Below are 20673 nucleotides of genomic sequence, written 5' to 3' on the forward strand. Positions count from 1 at the left end.
GATGGGTTTATTTTCCGGTGCCGGCACTGGCGGCGAATTCGTTCAAGTAGTCTACGAGCGCTTGCACGCCCTCGATAGGCATCGCGTTGTAGATCGATGCGCGCATACCGCCGACGGACTTGTGGCCCTTCAGTTGCAGCAGGCCGCGCGCTTTGGCGCCGGCCAGGAATGCCTCGTTCTTGCTTTCATCCTTCAGGTAGAAGGGAACGTTCATGCGCGAGCGGCTGGTTTTCGCTACGCGGGTCTGGTAAAAATCGCTGGCGTCGAGCGCGTCGTACAGCAGTTTGGCCTTGGCGATGGCGCGTTGCTCCATCTCGGCCACGCCGCCCTGCTTCTTCAGCCACTGGAACACCAGGCCGGCGATGTAGATGCCGTAGGTGGGCGGCGTGTTGTACATCGACTCGTTGTCGGCCACCAGCTTGAAGTCGAACGCCGACGGGCAGACCGGCAGCGCCTTGCCCAGCAGGTCTTCACGGACGATGACGATGGTGACGCCGGCCGGGCCGATGTTCTTCTGCGCGCCGGCGAAGATCAGGCCGTACTTCGAGACGTCGACGCGGCGCGACAGGATGTGCGAGGACATGTCGGCCACCAGCACGGTGTTGGCAAACTCGCCCGCTTGCGGCGCCGGCACGCCGGCGTCGAAGTCGAACTCGACGCCGTCGATGGTCTCGTTGGTGCACATGTGCAGGTAGGCCGCGCCGGGCGTGAGCTTCCACTCCGACTGCGGCGGCACCGACGTCATCGACGAGGCGGCGACGTTCACGTTGGCGTACTTGGCGGCTTCCTTGATGGATTTGCCCGACCACGAACCGGTGTGGATGAAATCGATGGTCGCTGGCTGCGGCTTGTGGCCGACGAGGTTCAGCGGCACCAGGGCGTTCTGCGATAGTCCGCCGCCCTGCATGAACAAGATCTTGTAATTGTCCGGTACTGCCAGCAGCTCGCGCAGATCGCGCTCGGCCGCCTTGTAAATCGAAATAAACTCCGGTCCGCGGTGGCTCATCTCCATGACGGACATGCCGCTGCCATGCCAGTCCAGCATTTCGGCGGCGGCTTGTTCCAGCACTTCCTTCGGCAATACGGCGGGGCCGGCCGAAAAATTATAGATATGAGTCACGTTGCGGTCCTTATTTGGTGGCTGGCTTTTGTTGCTGCAGTTTCTGCAGCAGCGGCGTGATGCGGCGCGCCGCGACCTGCTGGCCGATCTGCATCGCCTCGGCCGTCAGCTTGGGCATGGTGGCCAGCATCTTGGCGCCGATCGGGGTGCGGTAGAAGGCGGCGATCTGTTTCAGTTCGTCGGCGCTGTAGGTGCGCGCGTACAGCGGCACGGTTTCGGTCAGGATGTCCTCGATCAGGGCCGGATCGTTCATCGCGCCCTGCAGCACGCCGATGGCGGCCGGCAGTTCGGCATCCACCTTGGCCAGCTCCTGTTGTTTTTGCTCGGGCGTGGTGTTCGGGTTGCCCTTGATGGCCGCCTCGGCGCCGGCGCGCATCGACTGGCCGATGTTCTGCGACATCTGCTGCATCACGCCGGTCATCAGGGTGCGGTAGTTCATCGCCTCGAACAGCTCTTTCGCCGCTGCCGTGGAGGCGGCGTCGGCCTGCGCGAACGCCGGGGCGCTGACCAGCGCAAACGCGGTAACGATGCTTGCTACAATTTTTTTCATAGTCGTCTCAAAAGGTCGTTCGAAAATAAAAAGCGGGATCAGTCTTATTGTCGCATTTATCCGCGCAATAAACCTGACCCCGCTCTCCCCGGACCTGCGTCCGGGGCGGTGTGTGCTAGGACTTACTCAGCTGGAGCTTCGTCTGGCTGAGCGTCGTCCGGCTTGGCGTCAGGACCCGGTTCCAGCTCGACTTCGTCGATGTCGGTCTCCACCACGCGCTGCAGGCCGGACAGCTTGGTGCCGTCTTCGACCGCGATCAGGGTCACGCCCTGCGTGGCGCGGCCCATCTCGCGGATCTCGGACACGCGGGTGCGGATCAGCACGCCGCCGGTGGTGATCAGCATGATCTCGTCGGTCGAATCGACCAGCGTCGCCGCCACTACCCTGCCGTTGCGCTCGGAAGTCTGGATCGCGATCATGCCCTTGGTGCCGCGGCCGTGGCGGGTGTACTCGGTGATCGGAGTACGCTTGCCGAAGCCGTTCTCGGTCGCCGTCAGCACCGACTGCTGCTCGTTTTCCGCCACCAGCAGCGCGATCACGCGCTGGCCTTCGTCCAGGTTCATGCCGCGCACGCCGCGGGCGTTGCGGCCCATCGGACGCACGTCGTTCTCGTCGAAGCGCACCGCCTTGCCGGCGTCGGAGAACAGCATCACGTCGTGCTGGCCGTCGGTCAGCGCGGCGCCGATCAGGAAGTCGCCCTCGTCCAGGTCGACCGCGATGATGCCGGCCTTGCGTGGATTGCTGAAGTCCTTCAGCGGCGTCTTCTTCACGGTGCCCAGGCTGGTCGACATGAACACGTAGTGGTCTTCAGGGAAGACGCGGTTATCGCCGGACAGCGGCAGGATAACGGTGATCTTCTCATTGTCCGCCAGCGGGAACATGTTGACGATAGGCTTGCCGCGCGAGTTGCGCGAACCTTGCGGCACTTCCCATACCTTGAGCCAGTACATGCGGCCGCGGTTGGAGAAGCACAGGATGTAATCGTGCGTGTTGGCGATGAACAGCTGGTCGATCCAGTCTTCCTCTTTGGTCGCCATGGCCTGCTTGCCGCGTCCGCCGCGTTTCTGCGCGCGGTACTCGGTGATCGGCTGCGCCTTCATATAGCCGGTGTGCGACAGGGTCACCACCATATCCTGCGGCGTGATCAGGTCTTCGGTGCCGAGGTCGGTCGCGTTGTGCTCGATGTTGGAGCGGCGCGGATCCTTCTGCGGGTCGCCGAATTCGTTGACCACGTGGGTCATCTCGTCGGTGATGATGGTGGTCACGCGTTCCGGCTTGGACAGGATGTCCAGCAGGTCGGCGATTTCGGCCATCACGTCCTTGTATTCGTTGACGATCTTGTCCTGCTCCAGGCCGGTCAGGCGTTGCAGACGCATCTGCAGAATCTCTTGCGCCTGGTCGTCCGACAGCTTGTACATGCCGTCCTGCTGCATGCCGTAGTGCTTCGGCAGATGCTCGGGACGGAAGGCGTCGATGCCGCCGACGGTGGTGCCGTCGCCGGTACGGGCCAGCATCTCGCGCACCAGCGACGAATCCCACGAGCGTTCCATCAGGCCGGTTTTCGCGACCGGCGGGGTGGGCGCGGCCTTGATGATGGCGATGAAGTCGTCGATGTTGGCCAGCGCCACGGCCAGGCCTTCGAGCACGTGGCCGCGCTCGCGCGCCTTGCGCAGCTCGAACACGGTGCGGCGCGTGACCACTTCGCGGCGGTGCGACAGGAAGCACTGCAGCATTTCCTTCAGGTTCAGCAGGCGCGGCTGGCCGTCGACCAGCGCCACCATGTTCATGCCGAAGGTGTCCTGCAGTTGCGTCTGCTTGTACAGGTTGTTGAGCACCACTTCCGGCACTTCGCCGCGCTTGAGCTCGATGACCACGCGCATGCCCGACTTGTCGGACTCGTCGCGGATGTCGGAAATGCCTTCGAGCTTCTTGTCGCGCACGTTTTCGGCGATGCGCTCCAGCAGCGATTTCTTGTTGACCTGGTACGGCAGCTCGTCAACGATGATGGCCGTGCGGCCGCCGTCCTTGCCGTACTCTTCGTAGTGGGTCTTGGCGCGCATCACCACGCGGCCGCGGCCGGTGCGGTAGCCGTCGCGCACGCCGGAGACGCCGTAGATGGTGCCGCCGGTCGGGAAGTCCGGCGCCGGGATCAGTTCGATCAGCTCGTCGATCGAGCAGGTCGGATTGCGCAGCACGTGCAGCGCGCCGGCGATCACTTCGTGCAGGTTATGCGGCGGAATGTTGGTCGCCATGCCGACCGCGATACCGGACGAGCCGTTAATCAGCAGGTTCGGGATGCGGGTCGGCAGCACCGTCGGTTCTTTTTCCTTGCCGTCGTAGTTGGGCTGGAAGTCGACGGTTTCCTTGTCGATGTCGGCCAGCAGTTCGGCGGAAATCTTGTCCAGGCGGCACTCGGTGTAACGCATCGCCGCGGCGCCGTCGCCGTCGACCGAGCCGAAGTTGCCCTGGCCGTCGACCAGCATGTAGCGCAGCGAGAAGTCCTGCGCCATGCGGACCAGCGTGTCGTAGATCGACGCGTCGCCGTGCGGGTGGTACTTACCCATCGTCTCGCCCACCACACGGGCGCATTTGACGTAAGGGCGATTCCACACGTTGTTCATTTCGTGCATCGCGAAGAGGACCCGGCGGTGCACCGGCTTGAGGCCGTCGCGCACGTCCGGCAAGGCGCGGCCGACGATCACGCTCATGGCGTAATCGAGGTAGCTCTTGCGCATCTCTTCTTCGAGGGAAATAGGGATTGTTTCTTTTGCGAATTGATCCATTGGCGGGTCGACTGATCTTTGACTGTGGTTTATTAAGCAATGTATGCCGCACTTACTGCATTTCTAGCGTCGCCCCTCACTACGGACAGGCAAGCGTGCGATTTTAGCATGCGCGCACAGCAACCAGCACAATTCCGGCGCCGCCCCGCCGCCACAAGGCGCGCCCACCTTGTAACGCCATGTAATATTCATGACACATTACTCAATTATTATCGATAATCACGTTGCAACAAAACAACATTTTGGTCGGAATCAAAAAGGACTCGTGTTGGTCCCTTTTCACGCCCAAACATAGCTTGTGGCAAAATGGTTTAGAAGTTAATTGCTCGTTTCGCAATCGGGAGACAGGCGTGACGCCCCTGCGTGGTAGAATTCGCCCCACGTATTACTACGTCGCGCAGTTTTTCTGCGGATATCACCCCCGAAAGGAAGAAAAATATGAAAAAACTGATTTCTATGTTGGCCGTGTCGGCTGCATTCGCTGGTTCGGCTATTGCACAAACCGCACCTACCGCGCCTCCATATGCTCCGGTTACCCAGGACATCAAGGCAGCAACCCCTAAGAGCGCCTACGTCCAGGATGCACGCGGCGTTATCGCCCGTGACCCGTTCGGCCTGTGCTGGCGCACCGGCTACTGGACCCCGGCTGACGCCGTTCCAGGTTGCGACCTGCCACTGTGCGTAGAACCAGAGAAACTGGTGGACGGCAAGTGCGTCGCTCCAGCCGCTCCAGCCGCACCAGCACCAGCAGCACCAGCTCCGGCACCGGCGCCTAAGCCAGCCGCCGCCGTGCCTACCGCACAGAAAGTCAGCTTCGCAGCCGACGCGTTCTTCGACTTCGACAAAGCCGTTCTGAAACCAGAAGGCAAGGCGAAACTGGACGACGTGACCTCGAAACTGGGTTCGATCAACCTGGAAGTCATCATCGCCGTCGGCCACACCGACTCCGTTGGTAGCGATGAATACAACCAGAAGCTGTCGGTACGCCGCGCTGAAGCCGTCAAAGCCTACATCATCTCCAAAGGCGTTGAAGCTAACCGCGTGTACACCGAAGGCAAAGGCGAGAAACAGCCAGTAGCAGACAACAAAACTGCCGAAGGCCGCGCCAAGAACCGTCGCGTAGAAATCGAAGTAGTCGGCACCAGCAAGTAATTGCTCGTACCGCAGTTCAAACCCCGCTCCGGCGGGGTTTTTTTTTAACCCGCACCCCGCATGCCGGGGTCTGACCCCGCACGGGGTCAGACCCCTTTTTGCGCCGTGCGGGTTAAAATGACGCGCATATCCAACACGACTGCACTCATGAACGCCGATCCCCTAGAACTGCAAAAATTCTCCGACCTCGCCCATCGCTGGTGGGATCCGACCTCGGAGTTCCGTCCGCTGCACGAAATCAACCCGCTGCGCCTGGAATGGATCAACGCGCGCGCGCCGCTGGCCGGCAAGAACGTGATCGACATCGGCTGCGGCGGCGGCATCCTGAGCGAATCGATGGCGCGCAAGGGCGCCAAGGTGACCGGCATCGACCTGTCGGAAAAAGCGCTGAAGGTGGCCGACCTGCACAGCCTGGAATCGGGCGTGGCGGTGCGCTACAAGCTGATCGCCGCCGAAGAGATGGCGGCCCAGGAGCCAGGCCAGTACGACGTCGTCACCTGCATGGAAATGCTGGAGCACGTGCCGGACCCGAGCGCCATCGTGCGCGCCGCCGCCACCCTGGTCAAGCCGGGCGGCCACGTCTTCTTCTCGACGCTGAACCGCAATCCCAAGGCCTATCTGTTCGCCATCCTGGGCGCCGAATACCTGTTGCGCATGTTGCCCAAGGGCACCCACGACTACGACAAGTTCATCACGCCGTCCGAGCTGTCGCAATACATCCGCAGCGCCGGTCTCGACGTGCAGGGTTTCAAGGGCATGGGCTACAACCCGCTGACCAAGATCTATTCCCTCAACGAAGACACCAGCGTCAACTACCTGGTCGCCACCACCCGTCCGCTGTAAAGTACCTTTTATGACCCAGATCAATCCTCCGCGCGCCATCCTGTTCGACCTCGACGGCACGCTGGCCGACACCGCCCCCGACCTGGCGGCCGCCGTCAACCTGCTGCGCACCGAGCGCGGCCTGGAACCGACCGCCTACGAACTGCTGCGCCCGACCGCCTCGGCCGGCGCGCGCGGCATGATAGGCGCGGCCTTCGGCCTGAAGCCGGAAGACGAGGGTTTCATCCCGCTGCGCGACGGCTTCTTCGCCAACTACCAGGCGGCGATGGCGGTGCACAGCTCGCTGTTCCCCGGCATCGTCGAACTGCTGGCCGGCATCGAGCAGGCCGGGCTGCAATGGGGCATCGTCACCAACAAGCCGGCCCGCTTCACCGATCCGCTGCTGCCGCAGATCGGCCTGGCGCACGCGGCCTGCGTGGTCTCGGGCGACACCACGGCGCACGCCAAGCCGCACCCGGCGCCGCTGTTCGAGGCGGCCGCCCGCCTCGGCCTGGCGCCGGAACAATGCTGGTACGTGGGCGACGACCTGCGCGACATCCAGGCCGGCAAGGCCGCCGCCATGCCGACCATCGCCTGCGGCTGGGGCTACTGCGGCCCGGTCGAACCGCAAGGCTGGCAGGCCGACTATTTGTTTGATAGTCCTGCGCAACTATTGGTACTATTGCAAGAGTCGTTGTCCGGAAGATCCGAACTGGCGGCCTGATATTAGCGATTTTGCATTTGATAACGCTAACTGTTGTATAGATGAGGCTATGGTATCGCTGCCATTTGAAGAGGCGCACTAATCGGTTGTTTTGGCAGTTTAACTACGCAATAATCGGCACCGACTGCGTAGTATTACTTATTTCCTGCAAGCCACAACCTCGCTGAATGGGAAGGGAGACAGTCACCACACTATCTCAACTTTCCAATCAGGAGCATTATGACTTTTCCTGAGCTGGCTGCCATGACCTCGCAGCCTCACTCTGAGCAGTTCGCTGTCTTAGCCTCTCCCTCGTCCGAGCCGGGCGCGCCGCAAAGCTGGATGGTCAGCGTGGCCAACGCCAAATTCCACTGGTACGACCTGGTGGCCGGCTTCCAGCAAGCCCCGGACATCCGCGACCCGATCGGCCGCTACCAGCGCCGCATGCAGTTCGAGCTGGAGGTCGCCGCGGCCCAGCGCCACCTGTTCTTCGCCGTGGTCCGCCCGCGCGTGCGCTTCGACATCAAGGGCACGATCCAGTGGGGCTTCTTCTCGCTCAAGCTGACGCTGCCGCTGCTGCTGGGCGCGGACGAGGCCAGGGAAAGCATCACGATCGAGCTCAAGGTGCCGTTCGCGGCCACCATGAAGAAGCCGACCGTGACGCTGACGCCGAACTTCGTCACCCTGAACTGGGGCGGCCTGATCGAAGCGCTCTCGATCCACGACATCCTGCAAACCTACGCCCACACGCTGAAGATCCCGAGCAAGGTGGTGTATGTCGGCCAGACCCGCGACGATGACGCCCGCCTGGGCAAGGGACGCCTGCCGGCGCTGCAAAAGCTGCACGCGCAGCACAGCGAGCATTTCGACACGCTGCTGCTGGTGCAGCAGCTGGACGTGCAGGTCAGCTGTGCCGACGGCGATCCGGCCGAGGCGCCGCACAACGCCCACCCGCTGGCGGCCGACACCTTGCTGGCCGAACGCATGGACGTGATCGAGGCCGCGCTGTCGAGCTATTTCGAGGGCGCCAATCCCCGCAGCCGCAACCAGGAGCAGCGCCTGCTGCGCACTGCCCGCCTGACCGAAGTCCAGGCCGAGCACAACCTCGCCCAGTTCACCATCGACCTGCAATACGAGGATGCCGGCCGCTACAAATACCTGTGCTCCGAGCACGCGGCCAGCGCCAAGCGCCACCTGCTGAGCTGCCACATCGCCAACGGCCAGGCCATGGCCGCGCCCATGCCGCTGCCGCCGGCGGCGAAAAACGCCAAGTCCTGATGTCTGCTTGCCGGCGCGCGCGTGCGCGCCGGCCTTCGCAGTGTTACATTGTTGAGAGAATTCACATCGTGCTTACTTGCAATATGGAAATATCTGCAGGGACGTACTATACTGTGGGCAACCAATACTTGAGACCCTGGAGCGCACGCCATGACGAGCGATTACAAAGCCATAATCGCTGATGACGACTACCCTGATCCGTCGCCGGATGAGTTGGGCGTGGGCGCATTATTCGCCGAGGCGCCTGAGCCGTTCCATGACTTGATGGCCGCGCCGGCCGAGCAGATCGACGAGCTGCTGCCGCTGATGCCGCAGCGCACCAGCGCGCCGCAAACCTGGGCGGTGACCGTGGCCGACGCCAAATTCCACTGGTACGACCTGGTGGCCGGCTTCCCCGAAACGCCCGACATCCGCGACCCGGTCGGCCGCCACCTGCGCCGCATGCAGTTCGACCTCGAAGCGACGATGGAAAAGCGGCTGATCTTCTTCGCCATCAACCGCCCGCGCGTGCGCTTCGACACCAACCGCAGCACCAGCTGGGGCTTCTTCTCGCTCAAGCTGACGGTGCCCATCCTGGTGGGCGCCGAGGAAAAGCGCGACAGTGTCACGCTGGACCTGGAAGTGCCGTTCGCCGCCACGCTGAAGAAGCCGAGCGTGGTGGTCACCGACCGCTTCATCACCCTGAACTGGGGTGGCCTGATCGAGGCGCTGTCGATCCACGACGTGCTGCAGCACTACGAGAATGGGCTGACCTTCCAGAGCAAGGTGCAATACGTCGGCCAGACCAAGGACCCGCTCGGCCGCCTGGCGCGCGCGCGCCTGCCGGCGGTGCAGCGCATCCACCAGCAGAACAGCGACGACAACGACATGCTGCTGCTGATCCAGCGCATGAACGTGGAAGTGATCTCCGACGACGGCGACCCGGCCGAGCTGCCCGCCAACGACAACCCGGTGGCGGCCGACGTGCTGCTGAAGGACCGCATCGACGTCATCGAATGCGCGCTGATACGCTACTTCGAAGGCCCGGAGATGCACGGCCGCAGCGACAAGGAAGCCGAGATCCGCAAGCAGCGCGTGCGCCAGATCAAGGAATCCAACAAGCTCGATATCTTCCGCATCGACCTGCGGCTGGAGGATCCGGGCAAGTACCACGACCTGTATTCCAGGCACGCGCCGGCTTCACGCAACCACATCATCGACTGCACCATCGTCGACGGCGATGTACTGGTCACGCGCGTGCAGGAAAAGGTCAAGCCTTAAACCATGTCCGGCGCCCTTGCAGGCGCTGGCAAGTAAAATGTCACAAAACAGGTGGCTGGCGCGTCTGCGCTGGAAGACCACTACTTTTACTCGCCATGACCGACACCACCACCTCCGCCGAACTGGCCACCTTTGCCGCGCTGCGCCCACGGCTGTTCTCCATCGCCTACCGCATGCTCGGCACCCGCGCCGACGCCGAGGATGTGGTGCAGGATGCCTGGCTGCGCTGGCACGGCAGCGAACAACAGGCGGTGCAATCGGCCGAAGCATGGCTGGTGACCATCACCACCCGCCTCGCCATCGACCGCCTGCGCTCGCGCATGGCGGAGCGCGAATCCTATGTCGGCTGGTGGCTGCCGGAGCCGATCGTGGAGCTGGACGAACGCACGCCGGAGAGCAGCGCGGAGCTGGCGAGCGAGGTGTCGATGGCCTTCCTGTGGGTGCTGGAACGGCTGTCGCCGGAGGAGCGCGCGGCGTTCCTGATGCGGCAGGTGTTCGACCAGGACTACTCCGATATCGCGGGCATGCTGGGCAAGAGCGAATCGGCCTGCCGGCAGATGGTGCATCGCGCGCAGGAGCGCGTGCAGCAGCAGAAGCCGCGCTTCGACGTGCCGAAGGAGCAGCATCGCGAGTTGCTGGTCAAGTTCATGGAGGCGGCCAAGGTCGGCGACCGCGCGGCCATGAAGGCGATGATGGCCGGCGATGTGCAGCTGGTGGCGGACGGCGGCGGCAAGGTCAACTCCTTCCTGCACATCCTGCACGGCGCCGGGCGTGTGGCGGGCGTGTACTGGTCGCTGGAACACCAGAACCCGAACCAGGTCGCCTACCGGCAGGCGCGCGTCAACGGCGTGCCGGGGCTGGTGCGCTACGTGGGCGGCAAGCTGGAGTCGGCGCAGTCCTTCCAGGTGGAGGATGGCCGCATCGCGGCGATCTTCATCGTGCGCAATCCGGACAAGCTGACCGGCGTGCCGCAATTTATTTGAGATTTTTTTAAAAAGCCGTCACAGAACGCGAAGCCGGGGCGTCTTACAGGTATGGAGGGCGCAATGGTGTGCCCTCAGTGACTGAAAGGCACCATCATGAACCACTCTGCCCGCATTCCATTCTTCCAACTGGCACAACCCCAACTGCACGCGATGATCGCGTTGTCCGGCTCCGTCAAAAAAAGCTCGCTGGGCGCGCGTCTGGTGGAGTTGATCAATCTGCGCGTGTCGCAGATTAACGGCTGCGGCGTGTGCATCGACATGCACTGGCGTGACCTGATCAAGCAGGAAGCAAATCCGCGCCACCTGAACGCCATCGCCGGCTGGCGCGAAGCGCCATTTTTCAGCGACCGCGAACGCGCGGCGCTGAACTGGGCCGAAGCGGTCAACGCGATCCCGCACCAGCATCCGAGCGACGACGATTTCGCCCTGCTGCAGCAGCACTTCACCGATAACGAAATCGCCGAGATCAGCTACACCATCGCCGTGATCAAGGGTTGGAACACCATCAACGCCAGCCTGCGCAACCAGATCCCGGAAGTGCCGGCGCCCGGTATGTAAAGTCAGCGCTTGAGGACTTGTGCGACCACGGCGCAGACGTGGTCGACATCCTCCAGCGTCATCGCCGCGTGCAGCGGCAAGGTGACGGTTTCGCGCGCGATGCGTTCGGCGTTGGGGAACTGGCCCTCGGCGTAGCCGTAGCCGCGGCCGACGGTGGTCAGGTGGCAGGCTTCATACGACATGCCGGTGCCGACGCCCTGCGCCTGCAAGGCGGCGCGGAAGCTCTGGCGCGTGAGGCCGAACTGTTCGTACGGGATCAGCACGTTGAACATGTTCCAGCTCTGGCGCGGCACGCCCTGCGGCGGCAGCACCACGCCCGGCACCGGCGGGAATTTTTCGAAATAGCGTTCGACCAGCGCGGCGCGCTGCGCCAGGAAGCGCGGCAGCTGCTTCAGTTGATGGACGCCGATCACCGCCGACACGTCGGACATATTGAATTTGCCGGCGGCGACGGCGACGTCGCGGGTGTCGTCCGGCAGGCGCTTGATGCCGTGGAAGCGCAGCAGGTCCACCAGTTTTGCCTCGTCCTCGCTGGCGACGACGATGGCGCCGCCTTCGATGGTGGTCATGTTTTTATTCGGGTGGAAGCTGAAGACGGCGATGTCGCCGAAGCCGCCCACCGGCTGGTCTTTCCAGTACGAGCCTTGCACCAATGCGGCGTCTTCGATCACGCGCAGCTGGTGGCGCCTGGCCAGCGCGTACAGGGCGTCGATGTCGCCCAGCGCGCCGGGGAAGTGGGTCGGCATGATGGCCCTGGTGCGCGGCGTGATGGCCGCCTCCACCTGCGCCAGGTCGATGGCGCGGGTGTGCAGTTCACAATCGACGAACACCGGCGTGGCGCCGACCTTGACGATCATGTTCATCGCGGAGAAGAAGGTTTGGGCGGAGGTGATCACCTCGTCGCCGGGGCCGATGCCGCACACTTGCAGCGCGATCTCCATCGCGCCCGTCGCCGACGTCAGCACCCGCGTGGGACGCGCGCCGAAACTCTCCGATAGCGCGCGCTCCAGCTCAGTGACATTGGGGCCGGTGGCTATCCAATTGGAACGCAGCACGGCGGCGACGGCCTGGATGGTGTCTTCATCAAGTTGGGGCTGGGCGAATTTGAGCATGGGTGTGGTTTGGGCAACGAAACTGGGGAGGTTGATTCTACCAGCGAGGCGACGCCCGGTGATACCATAAAACTGCGACAAACTTCAGACGTCAGTTCTCAACTTGTAGCGACCTCGAAAATGACCTATCAGCCGGCGAACAACATCTCGCAACTCAGCACTATCGAGTTGGTCGAAGCGATGCAGTGCATGCCCGTGGGCGTGACCATTATCGATCGCAGCTTGCAGATGCGATTCTGGAACGACGCGTTCTGCCGCCTGCTGGATTTCCCGCAAGAGGTTATGCATGCGGGTGTGACGTTGCAGGAATTGTTCCTGTTTAACGCCAAGCGCGGCGACTATGGCCCCGGCGATCCCGACGACCAGGCCAGGGAACGCATCCGGCTGAGCATGATGTTTCAACCGCACCAGTTCACCCGCACCCGCGCCGATGGTACCGTGCTCGACATTACCGGCCGGGTGATCCATGACCCGGATGGGCAGGCGATCGGTTTCGTCACGATCTATCAGGATGTCACGCGCGAGCATCAGCATGCGCAGCATCTGGTGGCCGCCAACAAGGAGCTTCAGGTTGCCTATGACGATCTGCGGCTGGCCCAGATCAGCTATGCCGCGATGGAGGAAGACCGGCGCCGCTACTACCAACTGGCGGTGCGCGATCCCCTGACCGGCCTGTTCACCCGCTACTACATGGAAGACGCGGCCGCGCGCCTGATCGAACTGCATGAGCGCGATGAAGGCACGCGGCTGGCCTTGCTGGTGTTCGATGTCGATCGCTTCAAGGACATCAATGATGCGCACGGTCATCTCGGCGGCGATACGGTGCTGCGCCATATCGCGCTGCTGCTCAAGCAGCACTCGCGCCGGTCCGATGTCGCGGTGCGTTTTGGCGGCGATGAGTTTGCGGTTTTTCAATCAGGTATCGGTGACATGGAATGCATGGCGTTTGCCGAGCGCTTTCGCGAGGCGGTGTGCGCCACCCGGCTGGACGGTGAGATGTCCGGGCTCAGGCTATCGATCAGCGCAGGGGTGGCGGAGCATCGGATCGGTGAATCGATGACCGATCTTTTGTCGCGTGCCGACGCGGCGCTGTATGCCGCCAAGCGCGCCGGCCGCAATCGCGTGCAAAAAGCGGATTAAGCTGGTGAACTTCTCCCGCGACTACGCGCTATTGCCTAGCGCGCTGATTTGCGCCGTTCGTAAGGCACGTTCGGTGGCAAGGACGAACGGCGCAAACGAACGCCTTGGGTTTCGATGCCGGCCAGAAGTCCCCAGGCGGCGGCCCAACGTGACGCCCGGTCTTTCATTGGTATCGATTGCGTGGCAATAGCGCGGCCAAGCGCAATGATCATTCTATTCATCGCGTAAGACTTCTTTTGCGGACACAAACTGGCAATGCGGGCCATAGAAGCTCCGTATTTACTGGGTCGACGTCGTACATCATCCCCCGCTGAGGAAGAAGCGACCGTGCGCCATCTCACTTATGTTCGTATAAGCTTGCGGCGATTTTGACGACGGCGTGCGCTTGGCAGCTGTCCCGCCTGCCATAGTGCACGTCCAGCGCCATACTAAAGATGTTGGCCATTCAGTTGTCGCTGCATCAGATCTTTGGCCGCCGCGAGTGCATCGTCCACCTTTGCCGCAACATCCGGGATGACGCCCACGCCCTCCCAGTTTGTATGGGTGATTGGGCTGATCGAGCGCTTGCTTGGGATAAAGGCAAAAAAGTGCTCGCTGAGACGATATGGGCGCGAAGCGTTAGCGCCGCCCCAGGTGCGTTCACCGATCACCGTGGCGCGTTTCAGCACCTGCATTTGGTACGCGAATGATTCGGCGGCGGACTTCGTATCGGGGCCTGCCAGGATGAGGACCGGCTTCTTGCTACCATAGCGCTTGCCGTCAAGCTTGTCCCGCGTCCAATACTGCGTGGTGATGCCGGTCGCACGTTCCCAGCTGTCGTCGAGGCGGGTGCGCTCGTCAACAAGATAGCTGATCAGTAGCGCCACTGCGTCTCCCCCGCCACCGCCGTTGTTGCGCAGATCGATGATGAGGCCATCGGTGTCAGCGAGTTCGTTCATCGCCGCGGCGAACTTGTCGGAGACGAGGAAAACCGGCCCGAAAGAGGAAATCTGCAGGTAGCCAATATTGGGGCCAAGGTGATCAACCTTTTCCACGCCAAGGTTTGATGCGAGGACCCTTTCAAGCACGGCAGGCGGCACCTGTTTTTCCCACTCCGCCCGCGTCTTGGGTGGCGGCGGCATTGCATCATCGGGCGGCACCGGGCGGGCACTGACATCTACCAACATATGCTTGTCGTGAACAACGCCATTAATGTCATCCAACAGCTGTTTGGCCAGTTGTTTACCGTCCGTGATCCCATCGTACTTGCCCTCGCGCTGGTGCTGGCGCAAGACGACCTCGGCTTGTTGGGCTTTGTCCGGAAAAACGTAGTTGGCATTCAACTTGGCAACCAGCGTATCGATGACCTCCAGCCGGGTCGCCCGGTCAACCTCCAATGTCGGCGGCGACGGGGGCGTGCTGGCAATTGCTCCTGTCTCGGCCAGCAATAACAAAGACAGTGTGACCATCCATTTCTTTTTCATTATTTTCCTTTCAGATCATTATGTGGAAACGATTAATTGCTCGCCGTCGGCACGAGGGCGGCCGATTACATCTGGCGGAACTGCCTGGTAAACCCCTCACTAACGGTCAAGCGCTCGGTCCGGCCTTTCAGGATCACCTCCAGGCCGGCGCCGCCGCGCGCCCCCTGCTCACTGCGCTCGATCCGGTCGACAGCCTGGAGGTTGACGATGGCGCTGCGGTGAATTTGCGCGAACAGCTGCGGGTCCAGCTGTTCGAGCAGGGACTTGATAGGCAACCGAATCAGCGCATCGCCTCTCTCCGTCACCACCCGTGTGTACTTTTCGTCCGACTGGAAGTACAGCACTTCGCTCACCATCACCAGCCGCACCGTATTGCCGCTCGAAGCCTTGATCCACTTGAGGTACACCGGCGCGCTCTCCTGCTCGAACAGCTTCTCCCACACGGCCGGCGGCGGGCTTGCGGCCGCGCGCGACTTCAGGCGGCGGATCGTCTGCAGCAGGCGCGCGGTCGTCAAAGGCTTGACCAGGTAGTCGGCCGCGCCGGCATCGAAAGCGGCCAGCGCATAGTCCGCGTAGGCCGTCACGAACACCACCTGGCAGGACTCGGGAATATGGCGCGCCACTTCCATGCCGTTCAGGCCGGGCATCTGGATGTCCAGGAATACGATGTCCGGTTTCAGTGCGTCGATGGCCGCCATCGCGTCGATGCCGTTGTCGACTTGGCCGGCGATCTGCAGCTCGGGCCACAGGATGCGCAGCTGGTCCGTCAGCTCCGCCCGCAGCAGAGGCTCGTCTTCGACGATCAGGGCGCTGGGCATCAGGCGCGGCTTCCTGCCACAGGCACCGTCAGCACGGCGCGCACGCCTTGTCCGTCACTGGGCGCCACGAACAGGCTGGCCTCGCGCCCGTACAGCAGCAGCAGGCGCTCTGTGATATTCGCCAGCCCCGTGCCCTGCCCGGCCTGTTCGGTCAAGCCGACGCCGTCGTCGACCACAGACACGCTCAGCAGCTCGCCCGTCCCGTCGCTTTCATGCCTTGCGCCGATGGTGATCAAGCCAGGCCGGCTGGCCCGCTCCAAACCGTGTTTGACGGCGTTTTCCACAAGCGAGATCAGCATCGCCGGCGGGAACGGCAGGCTGCGCAATTCCTCGGCCACTTCGACGTCGAAGCGCAGGCGCGCGCCCATGCGGATGCGCATCACCGCCAGGTAGTCGCTGACAAGATCCATTTCTCGTCCCAGGGTCGAGGACACCGAGCGCATGTCCGGCAGCGCGTTCTGCAGGTAGCCGACCAGGTGGTCGAGCATGTCTTGCGCGGCCACCTGGTCGGTGCGGATCAGGTACTTTAGATTTGCCAAGGTATTGAACAGGAAGTGCGGCTCGACCTGGGCCTGCAAGGCCGACAGGCGCGCCTGCAGCGAGGTGCGTTCCAGCTCGCGTTCACGCCGAACCGCATCCAGCGCGTTGGCATGGCGCGCGAGGTGCTGGCGCAGTTGGGCGGACACCATCTCGGCGGTCTTCAGCGACTCGCCCTGCTGGATCGCGAACCAGGCCAGGCCCGGACGGCAGCGCAGCTCGATGTGGCAGCTGGGGCCCAAATCGGACGATACCCTCACCTCGACATGGCGCCCCAGCGCCAACGGGCGCCAGCGGCCCAGCACGATCCGGCCCTTGAAAGGGTCGTGGAAGAACGCCGGCGGACCGGAGTAGCCAAGTGCCGTGCCGAGCGCGAGTCCCGACAGGGATTCGGTGCACAGGTCAAAGGTGGTATAGGGATTGAACGGCGCATCGATGCGGCGCGTCACCGAGGAAGCCATCGCCTCGGCACTCAGTGGCTTGCCCTCCTCGCCCAGCCGGGCGAGAAAGCCGCGGGCGATCCCGTTCGACATCAGCGCGAGCCAGGCCATCACCGCCAGCACAACGCCGCCGACAATGTACGGAGTCAGCTTGCGAGTCTCTACTTCGCCCGGCGCAGTCGGGCCGAGTTTCAGCCAGAGCGGCAGCAGCGCGATCGCCAGCGACACGAACAGCAGCGAACCGGCGTTGAAGCGCAGCGCCGATTGCAGCAGGTAGCGGCGCACCAGGCGGCGGTCGTGCTTGACCTCCGGTACGGGAGGAGCGTTGAATGGCAGAAATGCGGGAGAACTCATTAAATTCCTCGAGTTGAGCTTGTCCCGCCATTCTAGCGGCTCGGGTGCGCGGGTTTTCGCCCATGCGACGAATGACCGCAAATCGGGGAGGAAACCGGCGCCGGGCGGATGAATGCCGGCGGCCGGATCGCGGCTTGGGCCTGGGGGTGACTGCGGCGATTTTTTTTATAGATGACGCCAGCGCAAAATCGCCAAAGGCGATTTTGAAGTCAGTCGAATCGGAGAGGGTTGCGCTTGCAAGCGCAACCCGCTGCGCGGGCGCCCCGCATGCGGGGCGAAGCCCCCGCTCCGCCCCGACGTCCGTGCCGGACGCGGATTCGATTCCCGCCCGGCGACAGCGCTGATTAAAAACAAAGGCCCCTGCGCTTGCGCGCAGGGGCCTTTGTTTTTAATCAGTGGTGGGTCGGCGTCAATCGAACTCAGTAAATAAATCTATTAAAAATCAGCGAGTTAAAGAAAAAATGTAAGGTTCGCGAATATAAATATCCCCATCAATACCCCTTTAGCAATAGGAAGGGATGGCATCGGCTTGGTTTCAGATAAAAACTGCGGATCGGCTCTCGTCGTAGAACCTAAAACAACATGCCTACCGCTGCCAAAGCACAATACTCAACCGACGATCAGCAGGCGTATCGCAGCTCAATGGATGGAAATAGTTCGATTCCGCAATTTATTCAAATACTCCCGACGGAGCGTCACTTGATTTCGGGTGCAGCGGCTTCAGTAATATTCCCTTATGAAAAATTCATGGATTTTTCATTTTCCCATATTTTCACCCACCAGCCTCAAGAAAATACAATTTAATTAAAAAGTTAAATAGATTTAATTTACAACCAATGGAAACCCGACTTCCGCTTACGCCCCGTTGCGGACGTTGACTTAGACGAAAGGGCGACATTACATCTGAATTTATGCACGCGATTTAACGTGTCCCACTTACATAACGGTTAGGCCACTGAGTTGTTACGAGCAGTGCAAAAGTACCCCAACCTACTGAAAGAGGGAAGAAAATATACCGAACTGCATTTGCTAACGTCAACGGCCCTTGTGTGTAGTGAAGAAGGAATGTGAATGCACCTGCCCAGATGAACGCTACCGCGATGGCAAAAAAAAGGGGAGTTTTTTTTGACCGCAAGAACAGAACGCTTGGCAGTATGAATACCAACGTAAGAACAGATAGTTCAATCACACTAAGAGTTGTGATTAGCCAGCTACGAAAATACGAGTTAGAAAGCGGGCACTTTACAAAAACGCACTCAATTTCATTTAAAAATAGGATGCCGAGCGAAATCGGTAGTGAGGCAAGAATTGTTGATCGTCGTTTCATGATGGCCTGTGAAATTACAAAAGTTCAGCCGGTAGTTGCCGTTAGCGCTTTTCAAAACCCAGAAAATGTTCTCGCATACCATCAACATGTTCGATTCGTATCTCACGGCCATTCGACTTCATTGTTACAACGCGGCATGAGCCAGGATTGCCACGTTGGCTGGTATAATCAAATGCCACACTCCATCCTGCTTGACCATTTTTGCGACTATATTTCGCTCCAATGGCCGTCGGCAACAAGGTGTTACGTCGTTGCTTCAAAAGCTCTTTTCGGGCAAAGGTCCACTCAATGCTCTCGTTATCGAGTGCCTGCTTAACGTCTGACTCAGGCAGGTCTGTATAGCCGTTTTCCGCAACAAAGACTTCGGCAAGCTTTACGGCGGCCCCCATGGTCATGGTTTCAGCGGCATTCACATGAAGACATGCCAGCGTAACGAACAGACTCACAACCAAATTCCGCATCTTAACGCCCTTAATATCGCTCAACGGCTGCTCCTGGCCGAATTCGGTCCGTCTCGTTCCATGCCCTATATCGGGTCTAGGTCTGTAGGAAACTGACTGGCTCGTTGCCAAGTCTCTTCATCAACGTCATCAGCGTGGTTCCGTCGATGCCAAGCTCTATTCAAATGCGAAAAAACGTGCCCAAGGTCAATTCGCAAATTTGCTTCGTCATATTCGGGGTCTTTGTTCATCTCCGAAATAAGAGTCGCTAAATGCTCCTGTGCGTCTTCCAGTTCGTACATAAGTGCAGCCCAACCAACTGGAGCGCTTTCCTTGCTAATCATCGGTTTCCTTCAATTCCATTGTTCGTGGGCTAGCGACTTCCGCTTTTGGCCGGTTGCGGCATATCTACGAGAGGCTCCAGGCTGCCTCGAAATCTTGTGATGAGATTGAAGTGTACCCGACCTCAGATAAACCCAACGGGGCTTGGCTTAGTCCGCCAAACTCATCTTCTATATGCTGTTCACCATAACATAGGCGAACACCCGAATCGTACTGCTCAATCTGACGAAGTACCACGCCTTCATCATCAACTTCGAAGTACCACCAAGAGGTGCCCCAGGCGTCATGTTCATCACCTCGAAGCTCATTCCAGTGTCTTTTAACGTAAGTCAGCATATTCAAATCAAGTGGATAACACCAGTGGCGACTAGTGGCCGAGCACAGCCAAGCAGGGTCTTAAATCTTTTGGCCTTCTCTCAACCGAAATCGCTTTAATGCATTGACGACGACAGCAATAGCAGTTCCCCAGCATAGGCTAGTTACAAGGGCAGGAATCAAAAAGCCACCATCCCCCTCCCAAGTAAAGTAACGCCCTGGCGTTGTCAACGTGTTCGCTAACGGCAGTGCAGTTTCCGAGACTAAATGGTCTAGCCAAGTCCATGTTTCTTTGTCCTTGAAACCTAACCCCAACGCAGCATAACTAAGTGGTCCAAGCCATGCCGCCGCAGTCACAATCGCGTGCAGAAAGGCATACTTTGAGACTGTCTTTAAACCATCCAATAGGCTTTTCGTATCCACGTCGTTCTTTAGTTATTGACAGGCAGCTTTTGGCCGGATTCAGTCTTACATTTTATTTCCAATGGATTTCCCATCCAGACTCGGCAATGAACTGAGACACAGCATCCAAAGTCTCGACCCACGAGTCAAAAGCTCCGTGTCGGTTTGGGCCATCACTACCGTCCCACCATTCATGGATAAGATAGCTGGCCGCGTGAAGGCGCGCGGTAGTCAATTCCATCCACTAAGCGGACGCCGAGATACCCTAAAGTAGAGAATAGATCGTCGATGCAATGAGACAGAGGAGAGCCACCGCGGTCATCGCCCCTAGAACCTTGGATTCCGTGCTTCTCTCCTCGCCCTTTCTTTGCCTATTATTTGACAGCGCCGCTCTTGCATCGCTGCCGAGCATGGACGCAATTCGTGCGTTCGATTCCGAAATAATACCGGCCGTGCTGAGCAGGAGAAACAGCATGGTCCAGTCGAAGCCGTGCGTTGCTAGCATCCTGGCCGAAATTAACAACCCGATGAAGCAAAGAATCTTGAATGAGATGGCGATAACTCTTAATTTCTTGGATGGATTATTCATTTGAGATCCGACTTTCAATTATTTGGCAAGGTTTTCGAAATGCAAACTTATCGTATCAGAGCATCAAACAAACACACATCTTCTCGTTCCGCAAAATAGCTCGCATCGTATGCGAACGGTTCGATCTTGCGCGCAATATAATCGATATAGTATGTTGCATAGACCGGTTGAATCCGCAGCTG

The 20673-nt window shown here is 60.5% G+C and carries 20 protein-coding genes; 9 read left to right on the forward strand and 11 right to left on the reverse strand.

Translation table 11 applies throughout. The features are described from left to right. Positions 1–7: 7 nt before the first annotated feature. The 3 genes from serC to gyrA all read right to left on the reverse strand — a co-directional run bounded on the left by serC (position 8) and on the right by gyrA (position 4453). On the reverse strand, positions 8–1120 hold the full coding sequence (gene serC / locus RUGAMON1_RS29305) for a 3-phosphoserine/phosphohydroxythreonine transaminase (RefSeq protein WP_445233821.1): 1113 nt from the start codon (positions 1118–1120) through the stop codon (positions 8–10). A 10-nt stretch (positions 1121–1130) separates the two neighbouring features. Beyond that, complete coding sequence (locus RUGAMON1_RS29310) at positions 1131–1670, reverse strand: DUF2059 domain-containing protein (RefSeq protein WP_445233822.1); 540 nt, start codon at positions 1668–1670, stop codon at positions 1131–1133. Positions 1671–1792: 122 nt separating this feature from the next. Further along, positions 1793–4453, reverse strand: a complete 2661-nt coding sequence (gene gyrA / locus RUGAMON1_RS29315) for a DNA gyrase subunit A (protein WP_445233823.1) — start codon at positions 4451–4453, stop codon at positions 1793–1795. A gap of 438 nt (positions 4454–4891) precedes the next feature. On the opposite strand from gyrA, the gene ompA reads away from it, so the two are divergent. From ompA to RUGAMON1_RS29350, 7 genes are all read left to right on the forward strand, one after another. After that, positions 4892–5605, forward strand: coding sequence for an outer membrane protein OmpA (ompA, locus tag RUGAMON1_RS29320; RefSeq protein WP_445233824.1), 714 nt, complete (start codon positions 4892–4894; stop codon positions 5603–5605). A gap of 147 nt (positions 5606–5752) precedes the next feature. Beyond that, complete coding sequence (gene ubiG / locus RUGAMON1_RS29325) at positions 5753–6448, forward strand: bifunctional 2-polyprenyl-6-hydroxyphenol methylase/3-demethylubiquinol 3-O-methyltransferase UbiG (protein WP_445233825.1); 696 nt, start codon at positions 5753–5755, stop codon at positions 6446–6448. Positions 6449–6458: 10 nt separating this feature from the next. Next, positions 6459–7151: an HAD-IA family hydrolase gene (locus tag RUGAMON1_RS29330; RefSeq protein ID WP_445233826.1), complete on the forward strand. Its 693-nt coding sequence runs from the start codon at positions 6459–6461 to the stop codon at positions 7149–7151. 219 nt (positions 7152–7370) lie between these two features. Continuing rightward, positions 7371–8408, forward strand: a complete 1038-nt coding sequence (locus RUGAMON1_RS29335; RefSeq protein WP_445233827.1) for a hypothetical protein — start codon at positions 7371–7373, stop codon at positions 8406–8408. A 150-nt stretch (positions 8409–8558) separates the two neighbouring features. Continuing rightward, positions 8559–9668, forward strand: a complete 1110-nt coding sequence (locus RUGAMON1_RS29340) for a hypothetical protein (RefSeq protein WP_445233828.1) — start codon at positions 8559–8561, stop codon at positions 9666–9668. Between the two features lie 95 nt (positions 9669–9763). Then, positions 9764–10651: an RNA polymerase sigma-70 factor gene (locus RUGAMON1_RS29345; protein ID WP_445233829.1), complete on the forward strand. Its 888-nt coding sequence runs from the start codon at positions 9764–9766 to the stop codon at positions 10649–10651. Between the two features lie 96 nt (positions 10652–10747). Next, entirely contained in the window at positions 10748–11212 is a 465-nt protein-coding gene (locus RUGAMON1_RS29350; RefSeq protein ID WP_332854746.1) for a carboxymuconolactone decarboxylase family protein, read from the forward strand. A 2-nt stretch (positions 11213–11214) separates the two neighbouring features. Here RUGAMON1_RS29350 and RUGAMON1_RS29355 read toward each other — a convergent pair whose 3' ends face one another. Then, on the reverse strand, positions 11215–12324 hold the full coding sequence (locus RUGAMON1_RS29355; protein WP_445233830.1) for a DegT/DnrJ/EryC1/StrS family aminotransferase: 1110 nt from the start codon (positions 12322–12324) through the stop codon (positions 11215–11217). 120 nt (positions 12325–12444) lie between these two features. On the opposite strand from RUGAMON1_RS29355, the gene RUGAMON1_RS29360 reads away from it, so the two are divergent. After that, positions 12445–13464 carry a sensor domain-containing diguanylate cyclase gene (locus RUGAMON1_RS29360; RefSeq protein WP_445233831.1) on the forward strand — a complete coding sequence of 340 codons (1020 nt, stop codon included), beginning with the start codon at positions 12445–12447 and terminating at the stop codon, positions 13462–13464. 35 nt (positions 13465–13499) lie between these two features. Here the strand turns inward: RUGAMON1_RS29360 and RUGAMON1_RS29365 are convergent, their stop codons facing one another. The 4 genes from RUGAMON1_RS29365 to RUGAMON1_RS29380 form a co-directional block, all read right to left on the reverse strand. Beyond that, complete coding sequence (locus RUGAMON1_RS29365; RefSeq protein WP_445233832.1) at positions 13500–13730, reverse strand: hypothetical protein; 231 nt, start codon at positions 13728–13730, stop codon at positions 13500–13502. 162 nt (positions 13731–13892) lie between these two features. Then, a complete protein-coding gene (locus RUGAMON1_RS29370; RefSeq protein ID WP_445233833.1) occupies positions 13893–14927 on the reverse strand; it encodes a S41 family peptidase in 1035 nt (344 codons plus the stop codon). A 65-nt stretch (positions 14928–14992) separates the two neighbouring features. Beyond that, positions 14993–15745: a LytR/AlgR family response regulator transcription factor gene (locus RUGAMON1_RS29375; RefSeq protein ID WP_445233834.1), complete on the reverse strand. Its 753-nt coding sequence runs from the start codon at positions 15743–15745 to the stop codon at positions 14993–14995. Beyond that, on the reverse strand, positions 15745–17076 hold the full coding sequence (locus RUGAMON1_RS29380) for a sensor histidine kinase (RefSeq protein ID WP_445233835.1): 1332 nt from the start codon (positions 17074–17076) through the stop codon (positions 15745–15747). Before RUGAMON1_RS29380 ends, RUGAMON1_RS29375 begins: the two co-directional genes overlap by 1 nt. Positions 17077–17658: 582 nt before the next feature. Between RUGAMON1_RS29380 and RUGAMON1_RS29385 the strand changes: the two genes are divergently transcribed. Further along, a complete protein-coding gene (locus RUGAMON1_RS29385) occupies positions 17659–17880 on the forward strand; it encodes a hypothetical protein (protein ID WP_445233836.1) in 222 nt (73 codons plus the stop codon). A gap of 564 nt (positions 17881–18444) precedes the next feature. Here RUGAMON1_RS29385 and RUGAMON1_RS29390 read toward each other — a convergent pair. The 3 genes from RUGAMON1_RS29390 to RUGAMON1_RS29400 all read right to left on the reverse strand — a co-directional run bounded on the left by RUGAMON1_RS29390 (position 18445) and on the right by RUGAMON1_RS29400 (position 20491). After that, the gene (locus tag RUGAMON1_RS29390; RefSeq protein ID WP_445233837.1) at positions 18445–18888 is read right to left on the reverse strand and encodes a hypothetical protein; all 444 of its coding nucleotides are present in this window, start codon (positions 18886–18888) and stop codon (positions 18445–18447) included. 693 nt (positions 18889–19581) lie between these two features. Continuing rightward, positions 19582–19923: a hypothetical protein gene (locus RUGAMON1_RS29395; RefSeq protein ID WP_445233838.1), complete on the reverse strand. Its 342-nt coding sequence runs from the start codon at positions 19921–19923 to the stop codon at positions 19582–19584. A 244-nt stretch (positions 19924–20167) separates the two neighbouring features. Beyond that, the gene (locus RUGAMON1_RS29400; RefSeq protein ID WP_445233839.1) at positions 20168–20491 is read right to left on the reverse strand and encodes a hypothetical protein; all 324 of its coding nucleotides are present in this window, start codon (positions 20489–20491) and stop codon (positions 20168–20170) included. Positions 20492–20673 lie beyond the last annotated feature (182 nt).

It is taken from the genome of Duganella rhizosphaerae, assembly GCF_040364205.1.
GTDB lineage: Bacteria > Pseudomonadota > Gammaproteobacteria > Burkholderiales > Burkholderiaceae_D > Rugamonas > Rugamonas rhizosphaerae.